Annotated in this window: 25 protein-coding genes; 13 read left to right on the top strand and 12 right to left on the bottom strand. The window is 63.0% G+C overall.

What is annotated here, in order from left to right; translation table 11 throughout:
- Positions 1-17: 17 nt before the first annotated feature.
- Positions 18-209 (bottom strand): hypothetical protein, encoded by a 192-nt coding sequence (locus tag C2L66_RS22505; protein WP_227244644.1) that lies wholly within the window; start codon positions 207-209, stop codon positions 18-20.
- 336 nt (positions 210-545) lie between these two features.
- Between C2L66_RS22505 and C2L66_RS40760 the strand changes: the two genes are divergently transcribed.
- The 3 genes from C2L66_RS40760 (at position 546) to C2L66_RS22490 (ending at position 3,750) form a co-directional block, all read left to right on the top strand.
- Positions 546-716: a hypothetical protein gene (locus tag C2L66_RS40760; protein ID WP_158512184.1), complete on the top strand. Its 171-nt coding sequence runs from the start codon at positions 546-548 to the stop codon at positions 714-716.
- Positions 717-912: 196 nt separating this feature from the next.
- Positions 913-2,706: a thiamine pyrophosphate-requiring protein gene (locus C2L66_RS22500; protein ID WP_060606702.1), complete on the top strand. Its 1,794-nt coding sequence runs from the start codon at positions 913-915 to the stop codon at positions 2,704-2,706.
- A gap of 486 nt (positions 2,707-3,192) precedes the next feature.
- Positions 3,193-3,750, top strand: a complete 558-nt coding sequence (locus tag C2L66_RS22490; protein ID WP_060606704.1) for an acyltransferase — start codon at positions 3,193-3,195, stop codon at positions 3,748-3,750.
- Here the strand turns inward: C2L66_RS22490 and C2L66_RS22485 are convergent.
- Together C2L66_RS22485 and C2L66_RS22480 are read right to left on the bottom strand one after the other, a co-directional pair.
- Positions 3,726-4,259: a cytochrome b gene (locus C2L66_RS22485; protein ID WP_054934825.1), complete on the bottom strand. Its 534-nt coding sequence runs from the start codon at positions 4,257-4,259 to the stop codon at positions 3,726-3,728. The two genes, C2L66_RS22490 and C2L66_RS22485, sit on opposite strands and share 25 nt — an antisense overlap.
- A complete protein-coding gene (locus C2L66_RS22480) occupies positions 4,256-5,317 on the bottom strand; it encodes a catalase family peroxidase (RefSeq protein ID WP_054934824.1) in 1,062 nt (353 codons plus the stop codon). The genes C2L66_RS22485 and C2L66_RS22480 overlap by 4 nt, the downstream gene beginning before the upstream one ends.
- A 199-nt stretch (positions 5,318-5,516) precedes the next feature.
- On the opposite strand from C2L66_RS22480, the gene C2L66_RS22475 reads away from it, so the two are divergent.
- Positions 5,517-6,395, top strand: coding sequence for a hypothetical protein (locus C2L66_RS22475; protein WP_060606707.1), 879 nt, complete (start codon positions 5,517-5,519; stop codon positions 6,393-6,395).
- 320 nt (positions 6,396-6,715) lie between these two features.
- Here the strand turns inward: C2L66_RS22475 and C2L66_RS22465 are convergent, their stop codons facing one another.
- Positions 6,716-7,129: a winged helix-turn-helix transcriptional regulator gene (locus C2L66_RS22465; protein ID WP_054934822.1), complete on the bottom strand. Its 414-nt coding sequence runs from the start codon at positions 7,127-7,129 to the stop codon at positions 6,716-6,718.
- Positions 7,130-7,326: 197 nt separating this feature from the next.
- On the opposite strand from C2L66_RS22465, the gene C2L66_RS22460 reads away from it, so the two are divergent.
- Positions 7,327-8,334: a zinc-dependent alcohol dehydrogenase family protein gene (locus tag C2L66_RS22460; RefSeq protein ID WP_060606710.1), complete on the top strand. Its 1,008-nt coding sequence runs from the start codon at positions 7,327-7,329 to the stop codon at positions 8,332-8,334.
- 67 nt (positions 8,335-8,401) lie between these two features.
- Here C2L66_RS22460 and C2L66_RS22455 read toward each other — a convergent pair whose 3' ends face one another.
- The 3 genes from C2L66_RS22455 to C2L66_RS22445 all read right to left on the bottom strand — a co-directional run bounded on the left by C2L66_RS22455 (position 8,402) and on the right by C2L66_RS22445 (position 10,824).
- Positions 8,402-9,259, bottom strand: a complete 858-nt coding sequence (locus tag C2L66_RS22455) for a hypothetical protein (RefSeq protein ID WP_060606712.1) — start codon at positions 9,257-9,259, stop codon at positions 8,402-8,404.
- 222 nt (positions 9,260-9,481) lie between these two features.
- The gene (locus C2L66_RS22450) at positions 9,482-9,739 is read right to left on the bottom strand and encodes a hypothetical protein (protein ID WP_082434052.1); all 258 of its coding nucleotides are present in this window, start codon (positions 9,737-9,739) and stop codon (positions 9,482-9,484) included.
- A gap of 128 nt (positions 9,740-9,867) precedes the next feature.
- Positions 9,868-10,824 (bottom strand): GlxA family transcriptional regulator, encoded by a 957-nt coding sequence (locus tag C2L66_RS22445; RefSeq protein ID WP_060606716.1) that lies wholly within the window; start codon positions 10,822-10,824, stop codon positions 9,868-9,870.
- 215 nt (positions 10,825-11,039) lie between these two features.
- Between C2L66_RS22445 and C2L66_RS22440 the strand changes: the two genes are divergently transcribed.
- Entirely contained in the window at positions 11,040-12,026 is a 987-nt protein-coding gene (locus tag C2L66_RS22440) for a nitrilase-related carbon-nitrogen hydrolase (RefSeq protein WP_060606719.1), read from the top strand.
- 153 nt (positions 12,027-12,179) lie between these two features.
- Entirely contained in the window at positions 12,180-12,722 is a 543-nt protein-coding gene (locus C2L66_RS22435) for a carbonic anhydrase (protein WP_060606721.1), read from the top strand.
- A 56-nt stretch (positions 12,723-12,778) separates the two neighbouring features.
- Here the strand turns inward: C2L66_RS22435 and C2L66_RS22430 are convergent, their stop codons facing one another.
- A complete protein-coding gene (locus tag C2L66_RS22430) occupies positions 12,779-13,219 on the bottom strand; it encodes a MarR family winged helix-turn-helix transcriptional regulator (protein WP_054934817.1) in 441 nt (146 codons plus the stop codon).
- A 20-nt stretch (positions 13,220-13,239) separates the two neighbouring features.
- Complete coding sequence (locus tag C2L66_RS22425) at positions 13,240-15,135, bottom strand: FAD-binding monooxygenase (RefSeq protein ID WP_060606724.1); 1,896 nt, start codon at positions 15,133-15,135, stop codon at positions 13,240-13,242.
- A gap of 327 nt (positions 15,136-15,462) precedes the next feature.
- On the opposite strand from C2L66_RS22425, the gene rbsK reads away from it, so the two are divergent.
- From rbsK to C2L66_RS22395, 6 genes are all read left to right on the top strand, one after another.
- A complete protein-coding gene (gene rbsK, locus C2L66_RS22420; RefSeq protein ID WP_103323716.1) occupies positions 15,463-16,353 on the top strand; it encodes a ribokinase in 891 nt (296 codons plus the stop codon).
- Positions 16,350-16,748: a D-ribose pyranase gene (rbsD, locus tag C2L66_RS22415; protein WP_054934814.1), complete on the top strand. Its 399-nt coding sequence runs from the start codon at positions 16,350-16,352 to the stop codon at positions 16,746-16,748. The genes rbsK and rbsD overlap by 4 nt, the downstream gene beginning before the upstream one ends.
- A 10-nt stretch (positions 16,749-16,758) precedes the next feature.
- Positions 16,759-18,264: a sugar ABC transporter ATP-binding protein gene (locus C2L66_RS22410; protein WP_054934813.1), complete on the top strand. Its 1,506-nt coding sequence runs from the start codon at positions 16,759-16,761 to the stop codon at positions 18,262-18,264.
- 103 nt (positions 18,265-18,367) lie between these two features.
- A complete protein-coding gene (locus C2L66_RS22405) occupies positions 18,368-19,324 on the top strand; it encodes an ABC transporter permease (RefSeq protein WP_060606727.1) in 957 nt (318 codons plus the stop codon).
- A 117-nt stretch (positions 19,325-19,441) separates the two neighbouring features.
- On the top strand, positions 19,442-20,410 hold the full coding sequence (gene rbsB / locus C2L66_RS22400; RefSeq protein WP_054934811.1) for a ribose ABC transporter substrate-binding protein RbsB: 969 nt from the start codon (positions 19,442-19,444) through the stop codon (positions 20,408-20,410).
- Between the two features lie 178 nt (positions 20,411-20,588).
- A complete protein-coding gene (locus tag C2L66_RS22395) occupies positions 20,589-21,605 on the top strand; it encodes a substrate-binding domain-containing protein (protein ID WP_060606730.1) in 1,017 nt (338 codons plus the stop codon).
- A 198-nt stretch (positions 21,606-21,803) separates the two neighbouring features.
- Here C2L66_RS22395 and C2L66_RS22390 read toward each other — a convergent pair whose 3' ends face one another.
- From C2L66_RS22390 to C2L66_RS22380, 3 genes are all read right to left on the bottom strand, one after another.
- Complete coding sequence (locus C2L66_RS22390; RefSeq protein ID WP_060606734.1) at positions 21,804-23,231, bottom strand: ISNCY family transposase; 1,428 nt, start codon at positions 23,229-23,231, stop codon at positions 21,804-21,806.
- Between the two features lie 172 nt (positions 23,232-23,403).
- Positions 23,404-23,661, bottom strand: a complete 258-nt coding sequence (locus C2L66_RS22385) for a hypothetical protein (RefSeq protein WP_060606736.1) — start codon at positions 23,659-23,661, stop codon at positions 23,404-23,406.
- A gap of 168 nt (positions 23,662-23,829) precedes the next feature.
- On the bottom strand, positions 23,830-24,120 hold the full coding sequence (locus C2L66_RS22380; protein ID WP_054934807.1) for a hypothetical protein: 291 nt from the start codon (positions 24,118-24,120) through the stop codon (positions 23,830-23,832).
- Positions 24,121-24,374 lie beyond the last annotated feature (254 nt).

The following is a 24,374-nucleotide window of genomic DNA, read 5'->3' as shown; positions in this document are numbered from 1 at the left end:
GGACGGGCAGCAATCTTTTACTGGCTGGCGCCGGATGGCACGGCGCTGGCCGCCGATGAAGGCGTAGCGGCGACGGGCGCCTCGCTCGAGGCCGCCGGGCCGTTCGCTGCCGTCGCGGTCTCGCTCGCGCGCTGTGCCGCCGCGCTTTGACCCGGCGCACCGCTCATGCCCGACGTATTGCTCATCACGCCGCTGCTGGCTGAGTCCATGGTGTTGCTGCTTTTCTCGTCTACCTTCTTGCAGCCGGCAGTGCCGCACGCGAGCGCCGCCACCGCTAATGCGGCAGATACGTAACGTGTGCTCGATTTCATCGTCGCGCCCTCCCTTGTCGAACCTGCTGCGACGCGTCGCGCCGCCGGCCCCGTGTGGGTCATCCGTATATGACGGAATCAGCAAGGTTCGTTCCCCGTCGCGCGTACCACGATCCCAGGCAGGGCTGGCCGATATCTTGCAAGCACATCCGCAACTTGCTACTGCGCGAAGAGTTGTTTGACGCATCCTGTCGCGGTGAAGCCGCGTGACTTTGTCCTGAAGGGAGCACGATGATGAAAGTGAGAGTAGCCAACGAAGGCGATGCGCCCGTCCGGTTGATCGTGGACGGTGACCCGGTGCTCGGCGAAACGCTCGAGGCAGGCGCGGAAATGGTCGTTGATGGGGAGATGGTCGAGTTGCAGGATCTCGAGCCCGAGGACGATGATGAGGATGAGGAGCAGTAGGAGAAGCGCGACGGCATCACGCGGATGCCAGGCGAAAAAACAGGAATCCCAAACCCAATCGAAAGAGACAGGAGCGTAGGCCTTCTTTGCAGGCTCACGCCGCGGCCCGACACTTGCTGGTTGGTGCTGATTCAGCGACTACCAGACACACTTGCCCATTCGACTCGTGTGCGAATTCTCTTTCGTGGGGCTTTCCATGGCAAAGACAGTAGGCGACTTCATCGTCGAACGGTTGCATCAGTGGGGCGTCAGGCGCATGTACGGTTACCCCGGCGATGGTATCAACGGTGTGTTCGGCGCTTTGAATCGCGCGGAGGGAAAGATCCAGTTCGTGCAGGCGCGACACGAAGAAATGGCCGCGTTCATGGCAAGCGCCCACGCAAAGTTCACCGGCGAACTCGGGGTCTGTATCGCCACGTCGGGGCCGGGCGCGTCCCATCTGATCACGGGCCTCTACGATGCACGCATGGATCACATGCCCGTGCTCGCCATCGTCGGACAGCAGGCACGCGCGGCACTCGGCTCGCACTATCAACAGGAACTCGATCTCGCGGCGATGTTCAAGGACGTGGCCGGGGCGTTTGTTCAGCAGGCCAGCGTGCCCGCGCAGGTGCGTCACCTCGTCGATCGCGCGATACGTATTGCCCTCTCCGAACGGCGCGTCACGGCGCTAATCCTGCCGAACGATCTGCAGGACCTCGAATATGAGCCGCCCGCGCGCAAGCACGGCACGGCGCATTCGGGTGTCGGCTATTCGCAGCCGTCCGTCATTCCCGTACCAGACGATCTGCAACGCGCCGCCGACGTGCTCAACGCCGGGCATAAGGTTGCGATCCTCGTCGGCGCCGGCGCCTTGAACGCCACCGATGAAGTCATCGCCGTCGCCAACCGGCTCGGCGCAGGCGTCGCCAAAGCGCTGCTCGGCAAGGCCGCGCTGCCCGACGATCTGCCATGGGTGACGGGATCGATCGGTCTGCTCGGCACGAAGCCCAGCTACGAAATGATGACCGCGTGCGACACCCTGCTGATGATCGGCTCGGGCTTTCCGTACGCCGAATTCCTGCCGAAGGAAGGCGACGCGCGCGGTGTGCAGATCGACATCAAGGCCGACATGTTGAGCCTGCGCTATCCGATGGAAGTGAACCTCGTCGGCGATAGCGCGGCAACCTTGCGCGCGCTGCTGCCTTTGCTCAAAGAAAAGGATAGCCATACGTGGCGCTCGCGTATCGAACGCTGGACTTCGCGCTGGTGGGACACGCTCGATGAACGGGCGCATCAGCCCGCCAGCAACGGCGTGAACCCGCAGCGCGCCTTCACGGAACTGTCGCCACGCCTGCCCGACGACGTCATTCTCACCAGCGACTCCGGCTCCTGCGCGAACTGGTACGCACGCGATCTGAAGATCCGGCGCGGCATGATGGCGTCGTTGTCGGGCGGACTGGCGTCGATGGGCGCCGCCGTGCCGTACGCAATTGCCGCGAAGTTCGCGCACCCGGGGCGGCCCGTGATCGCGATGGTCGGCGACGGCGCGATGCAGATGAACAATATGGCGGAACTCATTACCGTCGCGAAGTACTGGAAGCAATGGGCCGATCCGCGCTGGATCTGCATGGTGCTCAACAACGAAGATCTGAATCAGGTGACGTGGGAGCAGCGCGTGATGGAAGGCGATCCGAAGTTCGACGCGTCGCAGCAGGTGCCCAATGTGCCTTATCACCGCTTTGCGGAAATGCTGGGTTTGACGGGCATTTATGTCGATCAGGCGGAGCAGCTGGCCGACGCATGGGAGACGGCTTTGGCTGCCAGGCGCCCCGTCGTGCTGGAAGTGAAGTCGGACCCGGAGGTGCCGCCGCTGCCGCCGCACGTGACGCTCGCGCAGGCACGCGCATTTGCGCGCACCTTGATGGAAGGCGATCCGAAAGAAGGCAGCGTGATCGCCAACACGGCGCGCCAGGTGCTCGGGTCCGTGATTCCGGGCGGAAAAGACTAGGCACGGCATCGGTCAATCGCGCGATGACGATAGCTGGCGCCGCGTGTAAATATCGCATGTCGTGATGTAAATCGTACGACCGCCGCCTGTTCGCGCGTGTCGGCTCACGAGCCACTGTTTCTTACGGCAACCATCCGGCTCGGTCGACGGGTCGTGCGCGTTTCTTGCTGGAGCAAGGCGGGCACGTCAATGTCGCGACCAGGCAGGCGACGCTTCAGAGCGTGCGCGCGCTGAACACGGGGGAGATCGAGTTGCCGGGAGCAGGTGTCTATGAGAGCTTTTGCGCCTGTTGCCATCAAGCGGATGGAACGGGCCAGCGCAAATGGGCCGCATGAAAGATGAAAACGCGCCTGGATTCGCGACAAAACCTCCGCACAACACGCCACGTCGGCGACCCAATGCACATAGGCGCGCATCCCGTCAGTAAAATCGCTCTTTTAAGGACGGATCGAGCGGCCATGCCCGCTGTCTCTCGATACGCGGACGATGAAACTTCTGACGGCATTCAAACGACACCTCTTCATCACCCTCGGCAACGCAATGCCGGCCTACGGTCCCTTCAATCGCATGCGTGCCTCGATGTTCCGTCAGGCAGGCATGGCCATCGGTCGCGATGTGACGATCATCGGTCCGCTGAACCTCGAACTGAGCCTCAACGAAGAGACGATCTGCGGAATCTCGATCGGCGACAACGTCTATCTGAACGCGCAGACGCGACTCGCTTGCCGCAACAGCCGGATTTCGATTGGCGACGACGTGCAGGTCGGGCCGCGCGTGTCGTTCGAAACGGCGACGCATGACATTGTCTATGAGCCCGAGATCGGGCGCGGACTCGATCACCACGAGATCCGCGTCGGCAACAGGGTGTGGATCGGTGCAGGCGCAACCATCCTGCCCGGCGTGACGATTCACGAGGCGGCGGTGGTTGCCGCCGGCGCAGTCGTCACGAAGGACGTGCCGGCTCACACGCTGGTGGGCGGCGTGCCGGCGCGCAAGATCCGCGACATCGGGCCGGGCGCTCAGCGCCAGGGCGCCATCGCCTGAAACACACCATCGCGTCTGACCAGCGCATGAAACAGCGCGGCCGCGAAATGCACGAGAATCAACGCGAAAAAGCACAACGCCAGGAACCGGTGCGCGTTCCATAGCAGCGTGTGCAGTTCGTTGCTGTGCGGCAGTATCCACGGCAACTGGATGCCGGCCACGATCACGGGATACTCCGCCGCCGACAACATGCCCCAACCAATCAGCGGCAACGCGATCATCAGCGCATAGAACGCAAGATGCGACAGATGAGCGGCGAGCTTCATCGGTTCGGGCATGTCGGGCGGGAGTCGCGGCGCGCCGCGCGTAAGCCGCACTACCAGACGGATCAGCGCGAGTATCAGGATCACCATGCCGAGCGGCTTGTGAATCGAGACCAGCGTCAGATAGTCAGGCCGGATCGTCGACACCATGCCGACCCCGATGAACAGCATCGCCAGAATGCAGATCGCCATGATCCAGTGCAGCGCGCGCTGCAACGGCGTAAAGCGCTCGAGAGTCGTTTTCATGGCTTCGCTCCTTCGGCGGGCGTGTGCGGATAGTGCTTGTCTTCGGCAGTCCGGCGATTGAACGAAACGGAATAAGCCGCCGAACGCGCAGCGGGGAACGGATCGTCGGAAACGTGCATCCCCGCTGGCAGGACGGTGGGGTCGAAATTGAGGTCGCGGCAGGGGCCATCTGGCTCCGGTTCGATGGCGCTGACCACCAGCGTGCCGGCTTCCACCTTGCGGCGGTCTTCCGGCCATGCCTTGCTCGGGTCGGCCGTCGGGTCGCCCGGATTGGCGACGGTGACGATCATCGTCCAGCGTTGCGGCCCGCTCTGCACGCGTTGCGTGATGTCGGTGTCGAGGAAGTTCGCCGGGCGTTGCTTGAGGACGTCGGGCGACACGGCCTCCGGCTTCGCCGCCGGCACGAATGACCAGCGCACGACCTGGTCCTGCCCCTGGGCATTCGTGAACACAAAGCTGTTGAGGCTGTTGTACTGATCCTGCGCGAACGATGCCGTCCACGGCGCCGTCGTCGCCCATGCGCCGAACGCGGCAAACTCGGGGTGCGCGGCGATGAACTGCTTCATCGCATCGGGATCGTCCTTGCGTCCCGCGGCTTCGAGCAACGCATAAAACGCTTGCGGTGTCGCGACGGGGAAGAAGGGCGCGTCGATCATCGCCGAACGCCATTCGCTGCCGTCCGGCGCGACCACGCGCAGGCTCAGGCCGCGAACCCGCACGGTCGCGTCGGGCGCGTTGGGGTCAGGTGTGGCGAGATTGAAGCGTCCCGTCACGCGCGACGAACCCTGCGCGAACATGGGCGCCTTCGACAATGCAGCGGCGGCTCCATTCGATTCGAAGGTGCCCGTGAAGCAGATGCCCTTTGCATGATTGCGCCGGAAACCCAAAGCCGGGCCGCCCGGCGGCGCCAGCGCATTGACGATCTTCGGCGGTGTCAGCCGGCCTGGCGTGAGCCAGCCTGCCGTATAGGCAAACGCAATCGCCACGACGCCGACGATGATCGCAATCAAGGCCAGCGAGCGGGCAGCGGATGCGGGTGAACCGGGTCTGTCAGCCATGGAAGTCTCGCTCGAGAGTTCTGCTGGCGACAATCTAGCAGCATCATCAGATTCGTGCAGAAAGGGGGCGGAGCGGACAGGCTTGCGCCAGGTGTCCACGAGGCAACACGGTGTATCCGTCCCCATGTCTACTGTCCCCATTCGAATCCGTCTAGCATGGTGGCATGCTCAAACGGGCGCAGCGTGCTGCGTGACCATCATGGATACCATCAAGATCCTGCTACAAACCACCATTCCGTCCATCGCCGACGACTGGTCGATCGCGCGCTTCAGCCGCCTTGCCGAACTGCTGCGCAACCATCGCGATACGCAAGGGCGCGCCGTATTCGACGTCGTCGCGAGAGACCGCGAGCAAAACGGAGAGCCCGACCCGGTGCTTTCCCGTCTGGACGAAACCGGGTTCGACGAGTTGTGGCTATTTGCCGTCGACAACGGAGACGGTCTGACACCCGAAGACTGCGCAGGCATTACGCGATTCCGCCAGGCAGGCCGCGGTCTGATGGTGACGAGGGATCACATGGATGTGGGCTGTTCGCTGTGCAGCCTGGGTGCAGTCGGCAAGGCACATCATTTTCATACGCGCAACGTCGACCCCGACCAGTCGCATTGCGTATGCGACGATCCGTTCTCCACGCATATTTCATGGCCCAATTTTCACTCGGGCGCGAATGGGGACTATCAGGAAGTCGCCGTGGTCGGGCCGACCCATCCCATACTGACGAACGCCGATTCACCGACGGGCGCAATTCGCTATCTGCCCGCGCACCCGCACGAAGGCGCTGTCGATGCACCCGGCGACGAACCGGCCCGCGTGATCGCGCGAGGCAATAGCAAGATCACGGGCAAGCGCTTCAATCTTGCCGTTGCCTTTGAGCCGTCCAGCGACGGAGGACCTGCTGTCGCGCAAAGCACGTTTCATCATTTTGCCGATTACAACTGGGACGCGCGGCTCGGTTGTCCGAGCTTCGTGGACGAGCCGCCCGGCGACGGAATGCAGACGGAGCAACAGGCGCTGCAGGATGCGCACCGATATGCAATCAATGTCGCACTGTGGCTCGCGGGGAAAACGCCGCACTGATAGACGTCCCGCGACCCGTCATTCTTTTTTTGTCCTGGGTTGGTCGGGTTGCGGCTGCGGGTCTTTTCCGCGTTGCGTCGGCGCTCTCGTGCAGGCGTCCGGGGGCGTGGCGTACGGCACGTCGTTGCAACAACACGCGTAGACGGGAAAACCGTATGCGTTCGTGCGGATGATGGTGGTCGGCCCGTGTAGCGGGCATACCGCGTTCATGGTGCCTCCTCGATTGCATCGGTCGATTGTCTATCGTACTGCTGTTCGATGCGATGTTCACGAGGCGATTCGGCTCGCGGGCGTGAAACCTGATCGAGCCACGGGTTCGCTCACGCAACGTGCCCCGCCGCGTTGGTACGACGCCGCCGCGTTGTCGTTGGCTTCGACACTTCCTGGATCGGCGCGATATCGCTCGCGCGCTGCGCCTGATACGACTCGCCCCATTGCCTGAGGCTGATCAGCACGGGGGCGAGCGTCTTGCCGAACGGCGTCAATTCGTATTCGACCTTCGGCGGAACCTGAGGATAGACATGCCGCGCCACGATCCCGTCCGCCTCCAGTTCGCGCAATTGCAGCGTCAACATGCGCTGCGTGGTGTTCGGCAGCAGCCGGGTCAGCTCCATGAAGCGCTTTTTTTCATGCATCAGATGAAACAGGATCACGGGCTTCCATAAGCCGCCGATTACCGAAAGCGTCACTTCGACGGCGCAGCCGCTTTTGCTGTCCAGGCGTTTGGGTCGCATGGCATTCATACCTACATAATTGATAGTACTGGCCATAATTGTACCTTCTTGTGGTAATCGACGTGCGACGGGACAATCACGACGTGGTCGCGGATCGGTCGCGACCTCGTGCGCCAATCAGCGCGCGAGCGCCTTTTCGACGGCGATGCGGCATCGTGCATCGTCAGTCCGTCAATCGACTATCAGGAGTTGCCTCGATGAAAGCCATTACCTTGCGCCAGCCCGCCGGACTGGAAAATCTCGTACGCGTGGACCTTGCCGATCCCGGCGCGCCGGCGCCCGGCGAAATCCGCGTGCGCATCCATGCGAGTTCGCTGAATTTCCACGATCTGGGTGTCGTCACGGGGCGCATGCGTACGGAAGACGGCCGCATTCCGATGTCGGATGGCGCGGGCATCGTCGAAGCGATCGGCGACGGCGTGACGGAATTCGCGGTCGGCGATGCCGTCGTCTCGACGTTCTTCCCGTACTGGCTCGACGGCGGCCCGACGGTGGCCGATTTTTCGACGACGCCGGGTGACGGCGTCGACGGCTACGCTCGCGAGAGCGTCGTCCGTCCCGCACAGTGGTTCACGCACGCGCCGCGCGGCTACAGCCACGCGGAGGCGGCGACGTTGACCACGGCTGGCCTGACCGCATGGCGCGCGCTGGTCGTCGATTACGCGCTGAAGGCGGGCGACACCGTGCTCGTGCAGGGCACGGGCGGTGTCTCGATCTTCGCGCTGCAGTTCGCGAAGCAGATGGGCGCGACAGTGATCGCAACGTCGTCGTCCGACGAGAAACTGGCGAAGGCCCGCGCGCTCGGCGCCGATCACCTGATCAACTACAAGCGCGACACGGACTGGGCTGCGAAGGTCCTCGACATCACGAACGGACGCGGCGTCGACAACGTGGTCGAAGTGGGTGGTCCGGACACGCTTGCGCAGTCGATCCAGGCTTGCCGGATCGGCGGGCACATCGCGTTGATCGGCGTGCTGACGGGACTGGCCGGACAGGTGCCGACGGCTGAACTGATGCGTCGTCAGCAGAAGTTGCAGGGGTTGATTGTCGGCAGCCGGAAGCACCAGACCGACATGATTCGCGCGATCGACGCGAACGGGATCAAGCCGGTGATCGACAGCACGTTTGCGCTCGGCGAGATTGCCGATGCGTTCCGCCATCAGGCGGCGGGCAAGCATTTTGGCAAAGTTTGTCTGGCGGTTTGAAGCGGGCGGCGGCAGCGATCAGGCTGCCGCAGGCGATCTTCACCTTGCTGGTGAAGATCGTGACGGGTCAGTAGTAAAGCCAGCGTCCATACTCCGGCGACCAGTACCAGCGGCCAGCATACGGCGCCGGCTGGTATTCGCCAGCCCAGGCAGCGGGCGGCGCATAGTAGGCATATGGACGGGCGGCCACGCTGGTTGGCCGTTGCACGTAGCCGTAGGCTTGAGGCGCAGGCGGCATCGCTACGGGCGGCGGCGCGTACTGCGTTTGCGGTCGCGCATACTGTGGCCCGGTCGTGTAGACCTGTGCAGTACGCGGCATCACAACGTCGTCGCCTTCGTCATCAGCGAACGCTTCGGGCGGCATGGCATGCTGTTGTTGCACGCGTCCCGCAGACCGCACGATGCCGCCATTTTGCGGCGGCGCGTTGATGCGTTGAACCGGTTGCGGGTTCTGCAGCGAGTCCGTATCCGTCCAGGCGTCGGCTGTCGCGACGGGAGAGCGGCGGGCAACCGGCTTGGGCGGCGCGACGCGAGTGCTGCTGGTTGCAGAAGATTGTGCGCCTGGCTGTTCGCCGAGCGGCTTCGACGTGACGGGCACCTCTTGCACGGTTTCGATATCGCTCGCGTCGCTGTAAACGTGCTTGATGTCGAGGATGGGCTTGCGAGCAGTCTCGCTTGTCGATTTCTGCGCCCGCGCTTGCGTTGCGGGTGGTGCGGGTGGCGTCGTGGCGGCCGTGCCCTTTGCAGCGGCCTCGCGCGCCAGTTCCTCTTTCGCTGCCTTGTAGCCTCGATCGTAGGCCGCCTTCACCTCGCGGTCCTGGGCCTCGGCGTCGTCGGCCGCGCTGTACGCGTGGGATGATGCCGAAACCAGGCAACCTGTGGCGACAAACGCGCCGGCCAAAGTCTGCCTCAAGCGTGTGTCCATGAGGCCTCCCTTTATGGTTATTGATGGCGAATCGTACAACGTCTCCAGCGACAAAAGCACGCTAGCCATGTCATTGCGTGCGCTTCCCAACCGAACCTTCTCAATCGCATGCGTCTGGAATGAAACATGACGCGGCGGCATGCGTCCGTCGCGCGCGGTCTCACGCCGTGCGGGCTGAACACCACACGTCGCGCCAGCGCTGCGTCGATATGGACTCAGACACTATGGCTTGCTCCACACCAGCCTCCAGCACATGAGAAAGGTGCCGTGGGCATCTCTTGAAACCGCGCCTTCCGCCGTACACGCGGAGCCGGGAAGCGCGGGGCCGGATTGGGCGACCTCTCTGTCGGCATCGGCGAGTGCATCGGCGGGTACCCGTCCCCAGATGGACAGGCTGGCGAGTACGCCGGCACAGCCGACCAGCATGATCAGCGTGCGTTTCAATCGGGCGGGGCGGCAGGCAATAAGGTCGATTCGCATTGGCATGGCTCGTCTGGCAGGGGCTTATGAGCGCTCTTATCGGCATCGGCTGCCAAAAGAATAGAGCCCGGTTCAACTATTTTTTTCGGGCCAGAGTTCGCAGACGTGAAGGGGCGCGGCTGAACTTCTCAGTTGCCGGCAACAGGTTCCCGTCGAGCGTTCCGCCGCAGCATGTCGGCGGGCACGCCGAACGTCCGGACAAAGGCGCGGCGCATGCGCTCCCGATCCGCAAACCCCGTCTCCTGCGCGACGACGTTGATCGTGTGCCGGCCCTGTTCGATCATGAATCGGGCCGCTTCCAGCCGTAGCTGCTCCACGGCCTTGGCGGGCGACTGGCCGGTCTCGGCCACGAACGCGCGGCTGAACTGGCGAGGGCTGAGGTTGGCGACCGCGGCAAGTTCCTCGACTGTCAGCGGATTGCGCAGGTTCCGGCGGATGTGCGCCAGCACCAGTTCGATCCGGTCCGACTTCGGTGTCATGTCGAGAAGCGCGGAATGCTGCATCTGTCCGCCCAGCCGGCGCTGATTCATGACCAGAAGCCGCGCGACCATTTTCGCGGCCTCGGGACCGAGGTCGTTATCGATCAACGCCAGCACGAGATCGATGCCGGCCGTCATCCCCGCCGAGGACCAGATGGGACCGTCATTGACGTAAATCCGGTCTTCTTCCGTGATGACTTCCGGAAAGCGGGCCCTGAATTCCGACGCATGGGCCCAATGCATGGTGGCGCGCCGGCCGTTCAACAGCCCCGCCTCGGCGAGTACGAATGCGCCGCTGCAAATCGAGGCGATCCGTCGCGATGCCTTGGCTGCCTCCTGAACGAACGCGATCACGGCGGCATCGGACGAGGGCATTTTCATTTCGGTGATCGAGCCCACGATGACGGTATCGAAAGCCGGATCTCCGAACGCCTCGGTTTCCAGCGTCATGCCGCCCGAAGAACGGACGGGACCGCCATGCGCGGACAGCACATGGACGTCGTAGCACGGACCCGCCGGCGGCAGGTTCGCGATCTCGAACGCCGTTAGCGCCGCAAGACTCATCATCTGGAATCGTTGCGGCACGATAAAGCCAATCCGATGCATAGGGTTTCCCGATGAAGTCCGGCTTGCGCACCTTGCCGCAAGTTCGTGTCATTCCACGGTCAGACTCGCGGATTCCTTCTCGATGCCGCGAACCTCCGCGGCCCCGGCGACGCACGTCATGAATGGTGGCAACAACGACATAGATCGTAAAGGGCGGAGGCGATAAGGTACAAGCACTTCATCATCTGTCTCGCACCAGCGAAAGGAACACCATCATGTCGAAGATCATCCGGGCCGCAGCCGTTCAGATCGCGCCCGTTCTCTACAGCCGGGAAGGCACCGTCGATAAGGTCGTCAAGAAAATTCTCGAACTCGGCAAGCAGGGCGTCCAGTTTGCGACCTTCCCTGAAACTGTCGTTCCGTACTATCCGTATTTCTCGTTCATCGAATCTCCGTTTGCGATGGGCGCCGAGCATTACAAGCTTCTGGACCAGGCCGTGGTCGTGCCCTCGGAGACGACGCGCGCCATCGGCGAAGCGGCGCGTCAGGCCAACATGGTGGTCTCGATCGGCGTCAACGAACGCGACGGCGGCACGCTCTACAACACGCAACTGCTGTTCGACGCGGACGGCACACTCGTGCAACGCCGCCGCAAGCTCTCGCCGACCTATCACGAGCGTATGGTCTGGGGAATGGGCGACGGCTCAGGTCTGCGCGCAATCGATACCGCCGTGGGCCGCGTCGGTCAGCTTGCCTGCTGGGAGCACTACAACCCGCTGGCGCGCTACGCGCTGATGGCCGACGGCGAGGAAATCCATTCGGCGATGTATCCCGGTTCGTTTGCGGGCGATCTGTTCTCCGAGCAGATCTCGGTCAACATCCGCCAGCATGCGCTGGAGGCGGGCGCCTTCGTTGTCAACGCGACGGCGTGGCTGACCCCTGAGCAACAGCAGCAGATCCTGAAGGATACGAATACCACCCAGTTGGGCCCGATCTCGAGCGGCTGCTTCACCGCGATCGTTTCGCCCGACGGCGAGTACATGGGTGGTGCGCCGCTGCGCGAAGGCGAGGGCGAGATCATCGCGGACCTCGATTTCTGGCAGATCGACAAGCGCAAACGCATGATGGATTCGCGCGGCCATTACAGCCGTCCCGACGTGCTCGGGCTGGTGATCGACCGCACGCCGAAGACGCACGTCATCGAGCGCACACTGCGTGCGGCTGGCGAAGAGCCCGTCAGGGATCTCGAAGTACTCGCCTGAAGGGCGTGTACTCACGCTCGATACTGTCATTCCCGTCGCTTCGTTCACGTTCGTTCCGCGCCGCATGCCGTTTCGCGGCCGGGCACGCTGAACATCCTCGCGTGACACATGGCGTGTCGAGCGATCTTGCCCAATTATCAAGGAGTAGCAGAAATGGACTTCAATGATGTCACGCTGGAGCGCAACGCCCGGTTCGCCGAGACCGAGTTTGCGCCTGAGCTCAAAATGCTCCCGTCGACCGGGACGGTTGTCATCGGCTGTGTCGATCCTCGCGTCGATCCCGTGAACGTGCTGGGCCTGAAGCAAGGTGAAGCGGCTGTGATCCGCAATGTCGGCGGCCGCATCAATCAATCGTTGCTCGAAACGCTGGCGGTGTTGAGCGTCGTCGCGGCATCGGCGGGACGACCGGATGGCGCACGCAATCTCGTGCTGCTCCAGCACACCGATTGCGGGATCATCGGCTGCCACCGGCATGCGCCTGCCTTGCTCGCCCGGCATCTCGATGTCGAAACGGAGGCGCTCGACGATCTCGCGATCACCGAGCCCTACAAGGCGGTCGCCCTCGATGTTGCAGCGCTCAGGGCAAACAAGGCGCTGCCCGATGGCATGGTGGTGTCGGGGCTCGTCTACGACGTCAAAACCGGCAAGATCGAGACTGTCGTTCCGCCGGCACCTTTGCGGGCAGCCGCCGCCTGAGCGCGGCGCATCGAACGTCGCGCACAGCAGACGCGGTCAATCCGTCATGCACGCATCTATTCGTGCGGCGGCAACAGCGCCAGAAGCAGACGCCGCAACTCCAGACATTCCCGCTGCGTCAGCCTCGCCGTGAGAATGCGCTCGACTTCCTCGACACGCGGACGCAAGCTCGCAAGCTGCTTCTTGCCGTCCGCTGTGAGAAACAGCACGTAGCTGCGCTTGTCGACGGGATCATCGGAACGTTCGATCAGGCCGTTGCGAACCATGCGCGCGACGAGATCGGCGATGGTCGAACGGTCAACGTCCAGTTCATCGCCGAGTTGCCGCTGATTGACGCCAGGTGTTTTCTGCAGGATCTCGAGCGCCGCATACTGGACGCTCGTGACCTCGGCGGAAACTTCGCTGAGCCATACCGCTACGTGGCGCTGCTGGGCGCGGCGCACGAGACTGCCCGTGAATTTCGAGAGCGCTGCGGGGTTGTCGTGTCTGGTCGGCAATTTCGGAGTACAGGAGCGGGTTAGCGCATGCGGAATATCGGCCGGAAAAAGGCCTTCAGTTCCGCGTATGCATCGAGTGGAAGAACATGCGCGACGTATTGATCCGGACGGACCACGACGAGCGCGCCCCGTTCGCGGTCGATGCCGCGCGCGTCGAAGATATCAGTCGTGGCGTCGCTCGTAAATGTTTTCTCGTAGTCGATGAGGCCGTAGCGTCCCTTGCGCGGCAGCAACAGGCCGGGCAGCCCGTCTAGACGCACCTCGCGATGCGGCTGCTGCAGCACCGCGCGCAGATCGAACACGCTATCCACGTCGGCGTGCTCTGGCGTGACGAGCCGCACGACTGACTCGGGCGATGTCGCGAGATGCTCGCACAGCGCATCGAGCGCAGTCCGTTTCGCATCCGCGAACGCGTACAGGCGCCAGCGGCCGTCCGCGCATGCCGCGTGTCCGAGATGGACGGGCTTCGCATCCGCGAGACGAACCACGGGCGCTGAATGAAAACGCGTGCCGATCACGAATCCGCTGGCGAGCGCCTGATGCGTCGCTTCGCCTGTCAGCACACCCGGCCGGTAGTGCGTCGCGACGCCCGCCGTATATCGGCCCGCGCGAACGAAGTAGGCCTGCAGTTCAGCCGGATCGACGCCGCCTGCTTCGGGCCGGCCGGGGTCTTTCGGCGGCGCGGCCATCATCGCCGACCATTCCTTGTCGAAGTCGATCAACTCCTGCGCGATGGGCTGGCGTTCGTCGGAATACGTACGCAGCAGACGGGCGTCGCTGCGTCCCAGCAGCACCGCGCCGAGTTTCCAGCCGAGATTGAAGCCGTCCTGCATCGATACGTTCATGCCCTGGCCCGCCTTCGCGCTATGCGTATGGCAGGCATCGCCGGCGATGAACACGCGAGGGTCGCGAGAAGTGCCGTCGGCGGCGATGGCGTCGTCGAAGCGATCGGTCAGGCGCTGTCCCACTTCATAGACGGAGAACCACGCGACTTCCTTTGCGTCGAGCGTATAGGGATGCAGGATGTGCCGGGCCGTCTCGATGATGTGATCGACGGTGGTCTGTTTGATGCTGTCGCGATTCTCGGGCGTGACCTCGCCCAGATCGACATAGAAGCGCACCAGGTATCCGCCTTCGCGCGGAATGATGAGCAGGTTGCCCTTGCTCGCGGACTGAATGGCGGCCTTCAGGCGAATATCAGGAAAGTCCGTGACGGCGAGCGCGTCCATCACGCCCCACGCATGATTCGCGGCATCGCCGCGCAGCGTTTGTCCGATGGCCGTGCGCACGCGGCTGCGGGCGCCGTCGCAACCGATGACGTAACGCGCACGCACAGTGATTTCCTCGCCAAGCCGCGCTTCATCCGTACGGCGCAACGTCACGCGCACGGGATAGTCGCCCGTATCGTCGCGTTGCACGTCGACGGCTTCCAGATCGTAGTCGGGTTCGAGCCGCGGCGCGGAACGACGCATCACATCGAGCAGATAGTCCTGCACGCGCGCCTGATTGACGATCACATGCGGAAACTCCGACATGCCTGTTTCGGTATCCTGAACACGTCCGGTACGCCTGATCGCACCGCGGTCCTGTGCGTCGGGGCGCCAGAACACCGTTTCGTTGACCCAATACGCTTCCCGCTGCAAGCGATCGCCAAGGCCGAATGCGTTGAACATCTCGACAGTCCGGCACGCGACACCGTCCGCCTGTCCCATCTGCAACGGTCCCGAACGTCGCTCGACGATGCGGGTGCGGATGGACGGGAATTGCGAGAGTTGGGCTGCCAGCACGAGTCCCGCAGGACCGCTCCCGACGATCAGCACGTCGACCGTATCGGGCATCTCGAGTTGAGGCGCATTGCCGGCGGCCGGTTCGATGGTCGGATCGCCGACGCGAAAACCGTTGAGATGAAATTGCATGGTGTCTTCCTCCAGGTAGTGCGTGTCATCTTGACGCCGAATATACTCCGTACACCAACCATTTCCAAGCGCTTCGTGCACAGGTGGATGTTTACCCTGGCCTGACGATTTCGAAAGCGCGGCGCTGGCCGCGTCCGAACAGCGCGCTATGTCCGGCGCGCGGACGCCGCAGTGCAACCTCCGACGCCGTATCGGGTAAAACCCTAGGTGCTATTCCGCGCGACCGCCGACTCTGCTATAAATTGCGCTCCGTAGCTGATGACGTTTTAGCACGGCGATTTCTTGCAAGATTGGCAAGGTTCAGCGGGACCGTTTGAAAGGAATGGCATGGCGCGCGTAGTTGTGGTGGGCAGCATCAACATGGACATGGTGGTCGTCACCAATACGTTTCCCCGGCTTGGCGAGACACTGTTCGGCACGGGTTTTTCGACGAGTCCCGGCGGCAAAGGCGCGAACCAGGCCGTCGCGGCGGCTCGACTTGGCGCGCAGGTGACGATGGTCGGCCGGGTGGGCGCGGACGCCTTCGGTGAAGACATGAAGGCGACGCTCGTGCGCGAAGGCGTGGACGTGCGCCACGTCACCACCGCGCGCCAGGCAACGGGTATCGCATCGATCACGTTGACGGGCGGCGATAACGCGATCGTCGTCGTGCCGGGCGCCAACTATGAACTGTCGCCCGAAGATATCGACCGTGCCGCCGATGCTTTCGAGCAGGCCGATGTCGTACTGGCCCAGCTCGAGGTGCCGTATGCGACCGTCCTGCATGCGGCGCGCCGCGCCCGTGCGCTCAACAAGCCGTTCTTTCTGAATCCGGCTCCCGCCGTCGCGCTGAGCGACGAACTGCTCGATCTCGTCACGCTGCTGACGCCCAACCAGCATGAACTCGCGACCGCGTTGCAAACGCGTGAAGAGCTCTGGGCTGACGAGCTCGCGCGGCGCCCCGGCCAGATCGCGATGACGCGCGGCGAGGATGGCGTGTGCTACGCAGACAAGGACGGCAAGCTCGTGCACCAATCCGGCTTCGCGGTCGACGCCGTCGATACGACGGGTGCCGGCGACACGTTCAACGGCGCGCTCGCCGCCTTCTGGGGTCTCGGGATCGACGAAGCAGTACGCCGCGCCAATGCGGCGGCAGCGCTCTCTGTCACGCGTGCAGGCGCGCAAGGCGGCATGCCGACGCTTGCCGAACTGAACACTTTTCTCGACGCCCGATCATGAAAAAGCTTGGACATCTGAATCGCGACATTGCGCGCGTGCTGGCATCGATGGGCCATACCGACAGCCTCGTGATTGCCGACTGCGGCCTGCCGATTCCCGAAGGCGTCGAGTGCATCGACGTATCGCTCGCGCTCAACGTGCCGGGCTTTTTCGACGTGCTCGATAGCGTGCTCGCCGATTTCAAGGTCGAACGCGCGGTGTTCGCGAGCGAGAGCGCCGAGCACAACGCCGCCGTCGTGGAGCGCATCGCACAGATGGCGTCCAGCAAGATCGAAGTCGAACAGGTGCCGCACGAGGCGTTCAAGCAGCGCTCGCGCGAGGCGAAAGCGATCATTCGCACGGGCGAGTGCAGTCCTTACGCGAATGTAATTCTGCATTCCGGCGTCATCTTCTGAGAGGCACACCATGGAAGTGTTGATGCAGGGCATCGGCAAGGCCTTCGGACCGGTACGCGTGCTCGAGGGCGTCGATTTTCACATCAGTGCGGGCGAGATCCACGCGCTCATGGGCGAAAACGGCGCCGGCAAATCGACGCTAATGAAAATTCTGTGCGGGGTCTATCAGGCCGACGCGGGCAAGATCCTGATAGATGGCCGCGCCGCGCAGATTCGCAACACGGTCGAAGCCGAACATGCCGGCATCGCGATCATCCACCAGGAGCTGAACCTCATCCCGCAACTGACGGTGATGGAGAACCTCTTCCTGGGCCGCGAACCGAGCCGGTTCGGGATCGTCGACAACGCGAAGATGCGGCGCGAGGCACGCAAGTGGCTCGACATGGTTGGCGCGCGCGACATCGATCCGCAGACGGAAGCCGGTCAACTGTCGATCGGCCGGCAGCAACTCGTCGAAATCGCCAAAGCGCTTTCACTGGATGCGCGCGTCGTCGTGATGGATGAGCCGACGGCCGCGCTCACCAATCGCGAGATCGACACGCTGTTCGAGATCATGCTGTCGCTGAAGGCTCGCGGCGTGGCGATCGTCTACGTGTCGCACCGGATGGAAGAGATCTTCCGCATCTGCGACAAGATCAGTGTCCTGCGCGATGGTCACTTCGTCGGCGAACGCGCGATCAGGGACACCAGTTTCGACGAGATCGTCAGGCTGATGGTGGGCCGCGAACTCGGCGAGCGTTTCCCGAAGCGGCAGCACAAGGCGGGCGCGGTCCGCTTGCAGGTCGACGGCCTCGCGGATCAAGGCAACATCTCCGGCGTTTCGTTCGACGTACGTGCAGGCGAAGTGCTCGGCATCGCCGGATTGATGGGGGCGGGGCGCAGCGAAATTCTCAGAACGCTGTTCGGCGCCAACCGGAAGACAGCGGGAACCGTCACGCTGGATGGCAAGCCGCTCGACGTCCGCGATGCATCGGCTGCGATCGCGGCGGGCATCGGCTTCGTCACGGAAGACCGTAAAGGGCAGGGGCTCGTGCTGGGTATGTCCGTGCGCGAGAACGCGACGCTCGTCCATCTCGAACGTTATGCGAAGCTCGGCTTCGTCGACAGCAAGGCCGAGCGCCAGGCGGTCGACGGCTTGATCGAGCAGTTGCGGGTACGCACGCGGGATGCCGAACTGGACGTGAAGTCGCTGTCCGGCGGCAATCAGCAGAAGGTGGTCTTCGCGAAGTGGCTTGCGCGACCGCCCAAGGTGCTGTTGCTCGACGAACCGACGCGCGGCGTCGACGTGGGCGGCAAGGCGGAAATCTACACGATCATCAACCAGCTGGCTGAGCGCGGCGTGGCGATCGTCATGGTGTCGTCGGAGCTTCCCGAGGTCCTTGCGATGAGCGACCGGATTCTCGTCATGCATCAGGGCCGCCAGAGCGGCCTGTTCGATGCAGAGGGCGCGACGCAGGAACTCATCATGACGGCAGCGGCGGGCGGCAATGCGACACCCGTCCCGGCTGCTGCATAGACACCCCACATCCCGATCCATGACGGCTGCGCGACTGGCAGCGCGCCGTGCATCCATTTGAATGGTCCCGTCACAAGCGAAGGGACACAACGCGAGACACATCATGGCGCAACTGAGTATCACACCGACCAACCGCGCGACGCTGCAGAAGCTCGGGCCGTTTATTGCCCTGCTGGTCATTGCGGTGGGACTGTCTATCGTCAGTCACAATTTTCTGACCGTCGACAACCTGCTGAACGTGATGCGCCAGGCGTCGATCAATGCGCTGATCGCATTCGGCATGACGCTGGTGATTCTGCTGGGCGGCATCGATCTCTCCGCGGGCTCGGTGCTGGCGCTGTCGTCGGTCATCATCGCGAGCCTTCTGACGTCGGGCATGCCGGCAGGTCTCGCGACGCTCGCCGGACTCGTCGCAGGCGGCCTGATGGGACTCGTCAACGGGCTCGTGATCAGCAAAGGCAAAGTCGCGCCGTTTATCGCGACGCTCGGGTCGATGACGGTATTGCGGGGGCTGGCGTTGGTCCTGTCGAACGGCAGCCCGCTCAGCAGCTTCAACAGCGACTTCTTTTCGCTGCTCGGCGGCGGCTACGTGGCCCGCCTCGTGCCGATTCCCGTCGTCCTCATGCTGGTGATGTTCGCGATCTTCTGGGTGCTGCTGCGCAAGACCGTATTCGGCCGTCACATCTACGCGACGGGCGGCAACGCTGAATCGGCAAAGCTCTCGGGCGTGAAGGTCGATCGCATCCAGCTCTATGTGTACACGATCTCGGGCGTCATGGCCGCGCTGGCGGGCGTCGTGCTGACTTCCCGTCTGAACTCCGCGCAGCCGACGGCGGGCACAGGCTATGAACTCGACGCGATCGCCGCCGTCGTGCTCGGCGGAACGAGTCTGACGGGCGGACGCGGCTGGATCTTCGGCACGCTCGTTGGGGCGTTGCTGATCGGTGTTCTGAACAACGGCCTGAATCTGCTCGACGTGTCGTCTTTCTATCAGCAGGTCATCAAGGGCGGCGTGATCCTGCTTGCCGTGCTGATCGACCGTGGCAACAAGAAGACGTGACGCAGGTCGACGAGGGAAGGGCGTAGTGCCGTTCCCCAGAGTTTTGTCCGCTTTATCTATTACCGATTGCTGGACAGCAAAACCCGGTTTCACCACACAAGGAAGAAGAGGAAGACAATGCAGAAACCCGTTTCGCCGCGATTCTCGAAGCTTTTCGCCGCGCTGTGCGCAAGCACGCTGATGGCTGGTCTGGTTGCGTGCTCGAAGGAGGGCCCGGCTGCGTCGGCGGATGCCGGGGCCAGCGCGGCATCGGCGCCGGCTGCAAACGGCGCGATCACGGTCGGGCTGTCGATCTCGACGCTGAACAATCCGTTTTTCGTCTCGCTGCGCAAGGGCGCGGAAGACGAGGCTGCCAAAGACGGCGTGACGCTGATCACCGTCGACGCGCAGAACGATCCCGCGAAGCAGCAGGCGAGCGTAGAAGACCTGATCGAAAAGAAGGTCAGCGTGATCCTGATCAACCCGACCGATTCGTCGGCCGTGGCGAACGTCGTCAAGGAAGCGACCAGCAAGGGCATCAAGGTCATCTCGCTCGACCGCAGCGTGAACGGCGCGGATGTCAGCTCGCACATCGCCTCGGACAACAAGGCCGGCGGCAAGATGGCAGCTGATTTCCTCACCGAAAAACTGGGCGGCAAGGGCAATATCGTCGAGCTTCAAGGCATTCCTGGCTCGTCGGCAGCCAACGAGCGTGGCGCCGGCTTCGACGACGAAGTGGCGGCGAAGGGCGGCGTGAAGATCACGACAAAACAGCCTGCCGACTTTGATCGTGCGAAGGGGCTGTCGGTGATGGAGAACATCATCCAGAGCAACAAGGACATTCAGGGTGTGTTCGCACAGAACGACGAGATGGCGCTTGGCGCAGTGAAGGCGCTGCAGGCGGCGGGTCTGAAGAACGTGGCGGTGGTTGGCTTCGACGCGACCAGCGACGCCATCACGGCCGTCAAGGGCGGCCAGATGGCGGCGACCGTGCAGCAGCAGCCGGAACTGATCGGCCAGTACGGTGTGCAGACGGCGAAGAAGCTGGTCGATGGCCAGACGGTCGACAAGTTCATCCCGGTGCCGCTGAACCTCTACAAGCAGTAAGTTCTCATCTGTCCCTTCCCGTAGTACCATCAGGCGCCAGGACTCACGTCGCTGCGCGCCTGCCTCTGCCTCCGATCGAGATTGGGCGGCGAATCCCCGACGAAGTTATATCGTACGCACGCACCGCTCACCGAAGCGGTGCGCTTGCGCTTGACTCATTGACCTGCAGGAAGCCCGCGTGACTCAGTTCGAGCGTCTGACCATCGACGACATTGCCCGCCTCGCGAAGGTTTCCCGTACCACGGCCAGCATGGTGCTCAACGGCTATGCCGAGCGCTACCGGATATCGGCGGCGACTGTCGAGCGGGTGCTGCAGGTCGCCAAAGACCATCATTTCACGCCTTCGCAGTCGGCGCGGGCGTTGCGCACACGTCGAAGCAATACGATCGGTCTCGTGATTCCCGATTTGACCAACTCCGCGCACGCAGCACTGGCGCAAGCGATGGAATGGCAATGCCGCGAACGCTATCAATATCAGCTCGTTCTCGTCACCAGCGATGAAAACCCGGTGCGCGAGACGGAAGGCATCGCGCACCTCGTGTCGCATCAGGTCGATGGCCTGATCGTGGTGCCGTGCACGGGCGATGCGAAGCGCTACGAGAAATGGATGAAGCGCCTGCCGCTCGTGTTTGCCGATCGACGCGTCGAGTCGAGCCGGATACCGTACGTCGTCACCGACGCGGTTGAAACGGTCGCGACACTGGTGGGCGAGAGTATTGCGCGCGGCGCGCGTGAGGTGGTCTATCTTGGCGGTCAGCCGGAATTGTCGGCAAGCCGCGACCGTCTGGCTGGATACCGGCAGGCGCTGCGTCAACATGGTCTCGAAGAGCAACCCGACTGGGTGTTCGAGCGAGACTACCAGCGTGAATCGGGTTACGAGCTGATGAAGTCATGGTTCGCCGAACACCAGCGATATCCGCAAGCGCTGTTCGCAGGCTCGATTACGTTGCTCGAAGGCGTTCTGCAGTTTATGAACGACGCGCATCAACTGGCGCAGGCGCCAGGACAACTGATGACGTTCGATGACCATAAGCTGCTCGACTGTTTGCCTTTCAAGATCGACGCGATTATCCAGGACAGCGCACAACTGGCCGAGCACAGTCTGCGTTGCGTGTTTGCTCTGCTTCAAGGTGACGGCGCGCCGGATTCGCGGCTGGTGCCTGCGCGGATTCGGTATCGTAGGTCGCTGGGATAAGGTGTCGTTCGCGCGTCTGGGTTCTATCGGGTTCTGTTTTTGGAAACTCGATTTTGTCAAAGCCAGATTGAAATGTCGTAGCGCCGGCTATTTACAGATGTCGTGTTTCTGACGTTGGGTCTGGATCTGTCTTTCATGGTTTGAATCTCACGCAGTGTCGAAGGATGCGGATTGAACGGGCAGGGCGTGTCAGTCCGTTCAGTGAGTGCGTGCGGACCGCTGGCCAGGTGTGGAAGGCGCCTTCGAGGGCTGCGCGATCTGCACGATTGCCTGATCCAGATCGTCGCGCGTGAACTCGCGCGGTTTCTTCGTGCCGGGCAGCCGGTCCTTCGCGCGCGGTGCCACGCCCCGGTTGGTACGCGACGGCGAGCCCGAGATGCGCCGGTCATCACGCTGCGCCTGCAGCGCCTGCGCGACCTGTAGCGCGTGAGCCAGCCGCTTGTGCTCGATCACCGCGCCCTGATCGACTTCCGCGAGCTTGTCGTAGCGCCGGCACGCCAGCACCTGACCATCGGCGCGGATCTCGATGCGCCCGTCCGGGTACTCCCACACGTCAATGTAGCGGTGAACCAGCGCGCGGTTGGCCGGCGTGTCTTCCAGCAGGTACATGACCCGGTCGTATTGCACCGTCAGTGACTTCGTCACACGGCGCGTCTCGCGCCAGGTCATCAGCCGGTCCAGATCCTCATCGTCACGCAACGGCCGGTGTGCGTCGAACGTGCTTCTCGGCGGCTTCGCGAAACGCGCGTTGTAGGCCGCGATAAAGCAGGGCGCGTACGCGTTGGCGTCAGCGACCGTGCTGATGCCCTTCAGGCGCAACTCCTTGACGAGCCGGTCCTGCAGCGTCAGGTGCGCACGCTCCACACGACCCTTCGCGGAACTCGAGTTCGCGCAGAACGTATCGATGTTCAGTTCGTACATCGCGCGGCCAAAGTGCGTCACGCTGCGCCCCGTCTTGCCGGCGCACGTGCTGCGGAACACGCTCGCGCGGTCGCTGTAGAACGCCACCGGCTTGCCATGGCGCTCGAGGTACGCGCGCGTCGCCTCGAAATAGCTGAAGGTCGACTCGGTGGCCGTGAAGTGCAACTGCATCAGCCGGCTGGTCGCATCATCGACATACACCAGCAGCGTGCAGGCCGGCGCGCGGTCCTCGAACCAGCGGTGATCGCTGCCGTCGATCTGCACCAGTTCGCCCAGGCAGGCGCGCCGCGCCCGTGGCTGGTAGAGCTTCGGCGGACGCTGTTTGCGCGGCACCCACAGTCCGCCCTCGGTCATCAGTCGCCTGACCGTCTCCTTGGCCAGCCGGATGCCGTGACATTCCTCGAGCTTCTCGCGCGCCAGCGTCGGCCCAAAATCCGCGTAGCGCTCGCGGACGATCGTCAGGGCCCGCACCGCCAGCCCTGCGTCGAGCTTGCGGTTACCCGGTCGGCCACGTCTGCCGGAGGCCACGCCGGATGGCCCACGCTCCCGATACCGGGTCACCAGACGTTCGACCTGGCGCACGGTCAGGCCCAGCCGTTCGGCGGCACGGCCGGGCTTCAGGCCGATCTCAACGATGGCCTGGATAACCTTCAGCCTGTCCAGTTCGCGCATGCTCAGACTCACCAGTGTGGTGTCCGGCTTCATGGCTGGCTCCCGCATGGTTGCAGCACGGTGCCAGCTTGCCAGCGTTCAGAAACACGACATCTGTAAATAGCCAGAACACGACATTAGGATAGAGCCGCTACAGATTTTTTGTTGATAATTTATCTTATGTCAAATCACAAAACGACATGAACCCTGACCACCAGCTTTCCGTTTATACATCCTTCATCCCCATCGAACCGCGCGGCCCATCACGCGAGTCGTCGAAGCTTTTCTGCAGCCAGTCGTTTGCCCAGTCGGTCGCATACTGAACAGCATCCTGGCGAAGATCGAAACCCGCCAGATCACCGCTCATATGGATGAACGGCTGGCCGTCCGGCAGCGGACCACTGATCATGGCGTGAGCCATGTATTCGCCATCGGCTCGACGTGGCGTAGGGTCTATTCGAAACAGTGCAGAATCGAGATACATACAACGCTCCCATCGCGCGCTGCGCGAGTACACAGTCCGTTTTCAGCAAACTCGCGGCGTGCGTATCATCAATGCACACCAACCAACAACGCCAGGCATCCGTCATCAATCGAAGCACGCCCGCGATGCACGGTAGAACCATCGAACACCGCGCGCACCATCGGCTACTCACACTTCGGCATCCCAGATGGTTCGGCCCGAAGGGCACGCATCGATGAGATGTTCGGCATAAGCCGTCGACGCCCTTCTCGCATCGCCGATGTTTTCAAAGCCGTGTTCAACCTTGAGCTGAAAAACGCGGCTGCGCCCTTCCACTTCCTTCTGCCCTGGTTCGTTGATCCGGACAGCGGCATCGAAGCCCTGATCGTAGCTGTGCCCCGTTCCCGCCATCGTGCGTTGACGCGGATAGACGAGCAGACGAACTTCAAGCCCCCTGTACAGATAGGCAGCGGCTTCCATGAGACACCTCTTTAGCCGCAATGTGCGGCGAAGATCATGCAGGTGGGACGAGCGCGGACCCAATGGCCGCGTCGCGAATCGGCGCACACGCGACTGTCGGGCGACAGCGTTGCGGTGCATTCAGGCGGGCGATATAACGGAAATGAAAACCGAAATGAGCGCGAGGTGCGAGGACTCAGTCCATCGTACGCGCATTCAGGCATTTGTACAGCGAAACTTTGCTTTCCACCCGCCTGAAACGGGCATCTCACGTA

The sequence above is a fragment of the Paraburkholderia caribensis genome (genome assembly GCF_002902945.1).
Taxonomy (GTDB): Bacteria; Pseudomonadota; Gammaproteobacteria; order Burkholderiales; family Burkholderiaceae; genus Paraburkholderia; species Paraburkholderia caribensis.
This window is presented reverse-complemented; position numbering and strand designations above follow the sequence as displayed.

What these genes read in the sequence shown, in the direction of transcription:
- C2L66_RS22505 (WP_227244644.1), bottom strand. Translation starts at nt 209, where the DNA reads ATGGACTCAGCCAGCAGCGGCGTGATGAGCAATACGTCGGGCATGAGC.
- C2L66_RS40760 (WP_158512184.1), top strand. Translation starts at nt 546, where the DNA reads ATGAAAGTGAGAGTAGCCAACGAAGGCGATGCGCCCGTCCGGTTGATC.
- C2L66_RS22500 (WP_060606702.1), top strand. Translation starts at nt 913, where the DNA reads ATGGCAAAGACAGTAGGCGACTTCATCGTCGAACGGTTGCATCAGTGG.
- C2L66_RS22490 (WP_060606704.1), top strand. Translation starts at nt 3,193, where the DNA reads ATGAAACTTCTGACGGCATTCAAACGACACCTCTTCATCACCCTCGGC.
- C2L66_RS22485 (WP_054934825.1), bottom strand. Translation starts at nt 4,259, where the DNA reads ATGAAAACGACTCTCGAGCGCTTTACGCCGTTGCAGCGCGCGCTGCAC.
- C2L66_RS22480 (WP_054934824.1), bottom strand. Translation starts at nt 5,317, where the DNA reads ATGGCTGACAGACCCGGTTCACCCGCATCCGCTGCCCGCTCGCTGGCC.
- C2L66_RS22475 (WP_060606707.1), top strand. Translation starts at nt 5,517, where the DNA reads ATGGATACCATCAAGATCCTGCTACAAACCACCATTCCGTCCATCGCC.
- C2L66_RS22465 (WP_054934822.1), bottom strand. Translation starts at nt 7,129, where the DNA reads ATGCGACCCAAACGCCTGGACAGCAAAAGCGGCTGCGCCGTCGAAGTG.
- C2L66_RS22460 (WP_060606710.1), top strand. Translation starts at nt 7,327, where the DNA reads ATGAAAGCCATTACCTTGCGCCAGCCCGCCGGACTGGAAAATCTCGTA.
- C2L66_RS22455 (WP_060606712.1), bottom strand. Translation starts at nt 9,259, where the DNA reads ATGGACACACGCTTGAGGCAGACTTTGGCCGGCGCGTTTGTCGCCACA.
- C2L66_RS22450 (WP_082434052.1), bottom strand. Translation starts at nt 9,739, where the DNA reads ATGCGAATCGACCTTATTGCCTGCCGCCCCGCCCGATTGAAACGCACG.
- C2L66_RS22445 (WP_060606716.1), bottom strand. Translation starts at nt 10,824, where the DNA reads ATGCATCGGATTGGCTTTATCGTGCCGCAACGATTCCAGATGATGAGT.
- C2L66_RS22440 (WP_060606719.1), top strand. Translation starts at nt 11,040, where the DNA reads ATGTCGAAGATCATCCGGGCCGCAGCCGTTCAGATCGCGCCCGTTCTC.
- C2L66_RS22435 (WP_060606721.1), top strand. Translation starts at nt 12,180, where the DNA reads ATGGACTTCAATGATGTCACGCTGGAGCGCAACGCCCGGTTCGCCGAG.
- C2L66_RS22425 (WP_060606724.1), bottom strand. Translation starts at nt 15,135, where the DNA reads ATGCAATTTCATCTCAACGGTTTTCGCGTCGGCGATCCGACCATCGAA.
- rbsK (WP_103323716.1), top strand. Translation starts at nt 15,463, where the DNA reads ATGGCGCGCGTAGTTGTGGTGGGCAGCATCAACATGGACATGGTGGTC.
- rbsD (WP_054934814.1), top strand. Translation starts at nt 16,350, where the DNA reads ATGAAAAAGCTTGGACATCTGAATCGCGACATTGCGCGCGTGCTGGCA.
- C2L66_RS22410 (WP_054934813.1), top strand. Translation starts at nt 16,759, where the DNA reads ATGGAAGTGTTGATGCAGGGCATCGGCAAGGCCTTCGGACCGGTACGC.
- C2L66_RS22405 (WP_060606727.1), top strand. Translation starts at nt 18,368, where the DNA reads ATGGCGCAACTGAGTATCACACCGACCAACCGCGCGACGCTGCAGAAG.
- rbsB (WP_054934811.1), top strand. Translation starts at nt 19,442, where the DNA reads ATGCAGAAACCCGTTTCGCCGCGATTCTCGAAGCTTTTCGCCGCGCTG.
- C2L66_RS22390 (WP_060606734.1), bottom strand. Translation starts at nt 23,231, where the DNA reads ATGAAGCCGGACACCACACTGGTGAGTCTGAGCATGCGCGAACTGGAC.
- C2L66_RS22385 (WP_060606736.1), bottom strand. Translation starts at nt 23,661, where the DNA reads ATGTATCTCGATTCTGCACTGTTTCGAATAGACCCTACGCCACGTCGA.
- C2L66_RS22380 (WP_054934807.1), bottom strand. Translation starts at nt 24,120, where the DNA reads ATGGAAGCCGCTGCCTATCTGTACAGGGGGCTTGAAGTTCGTCTGCTC.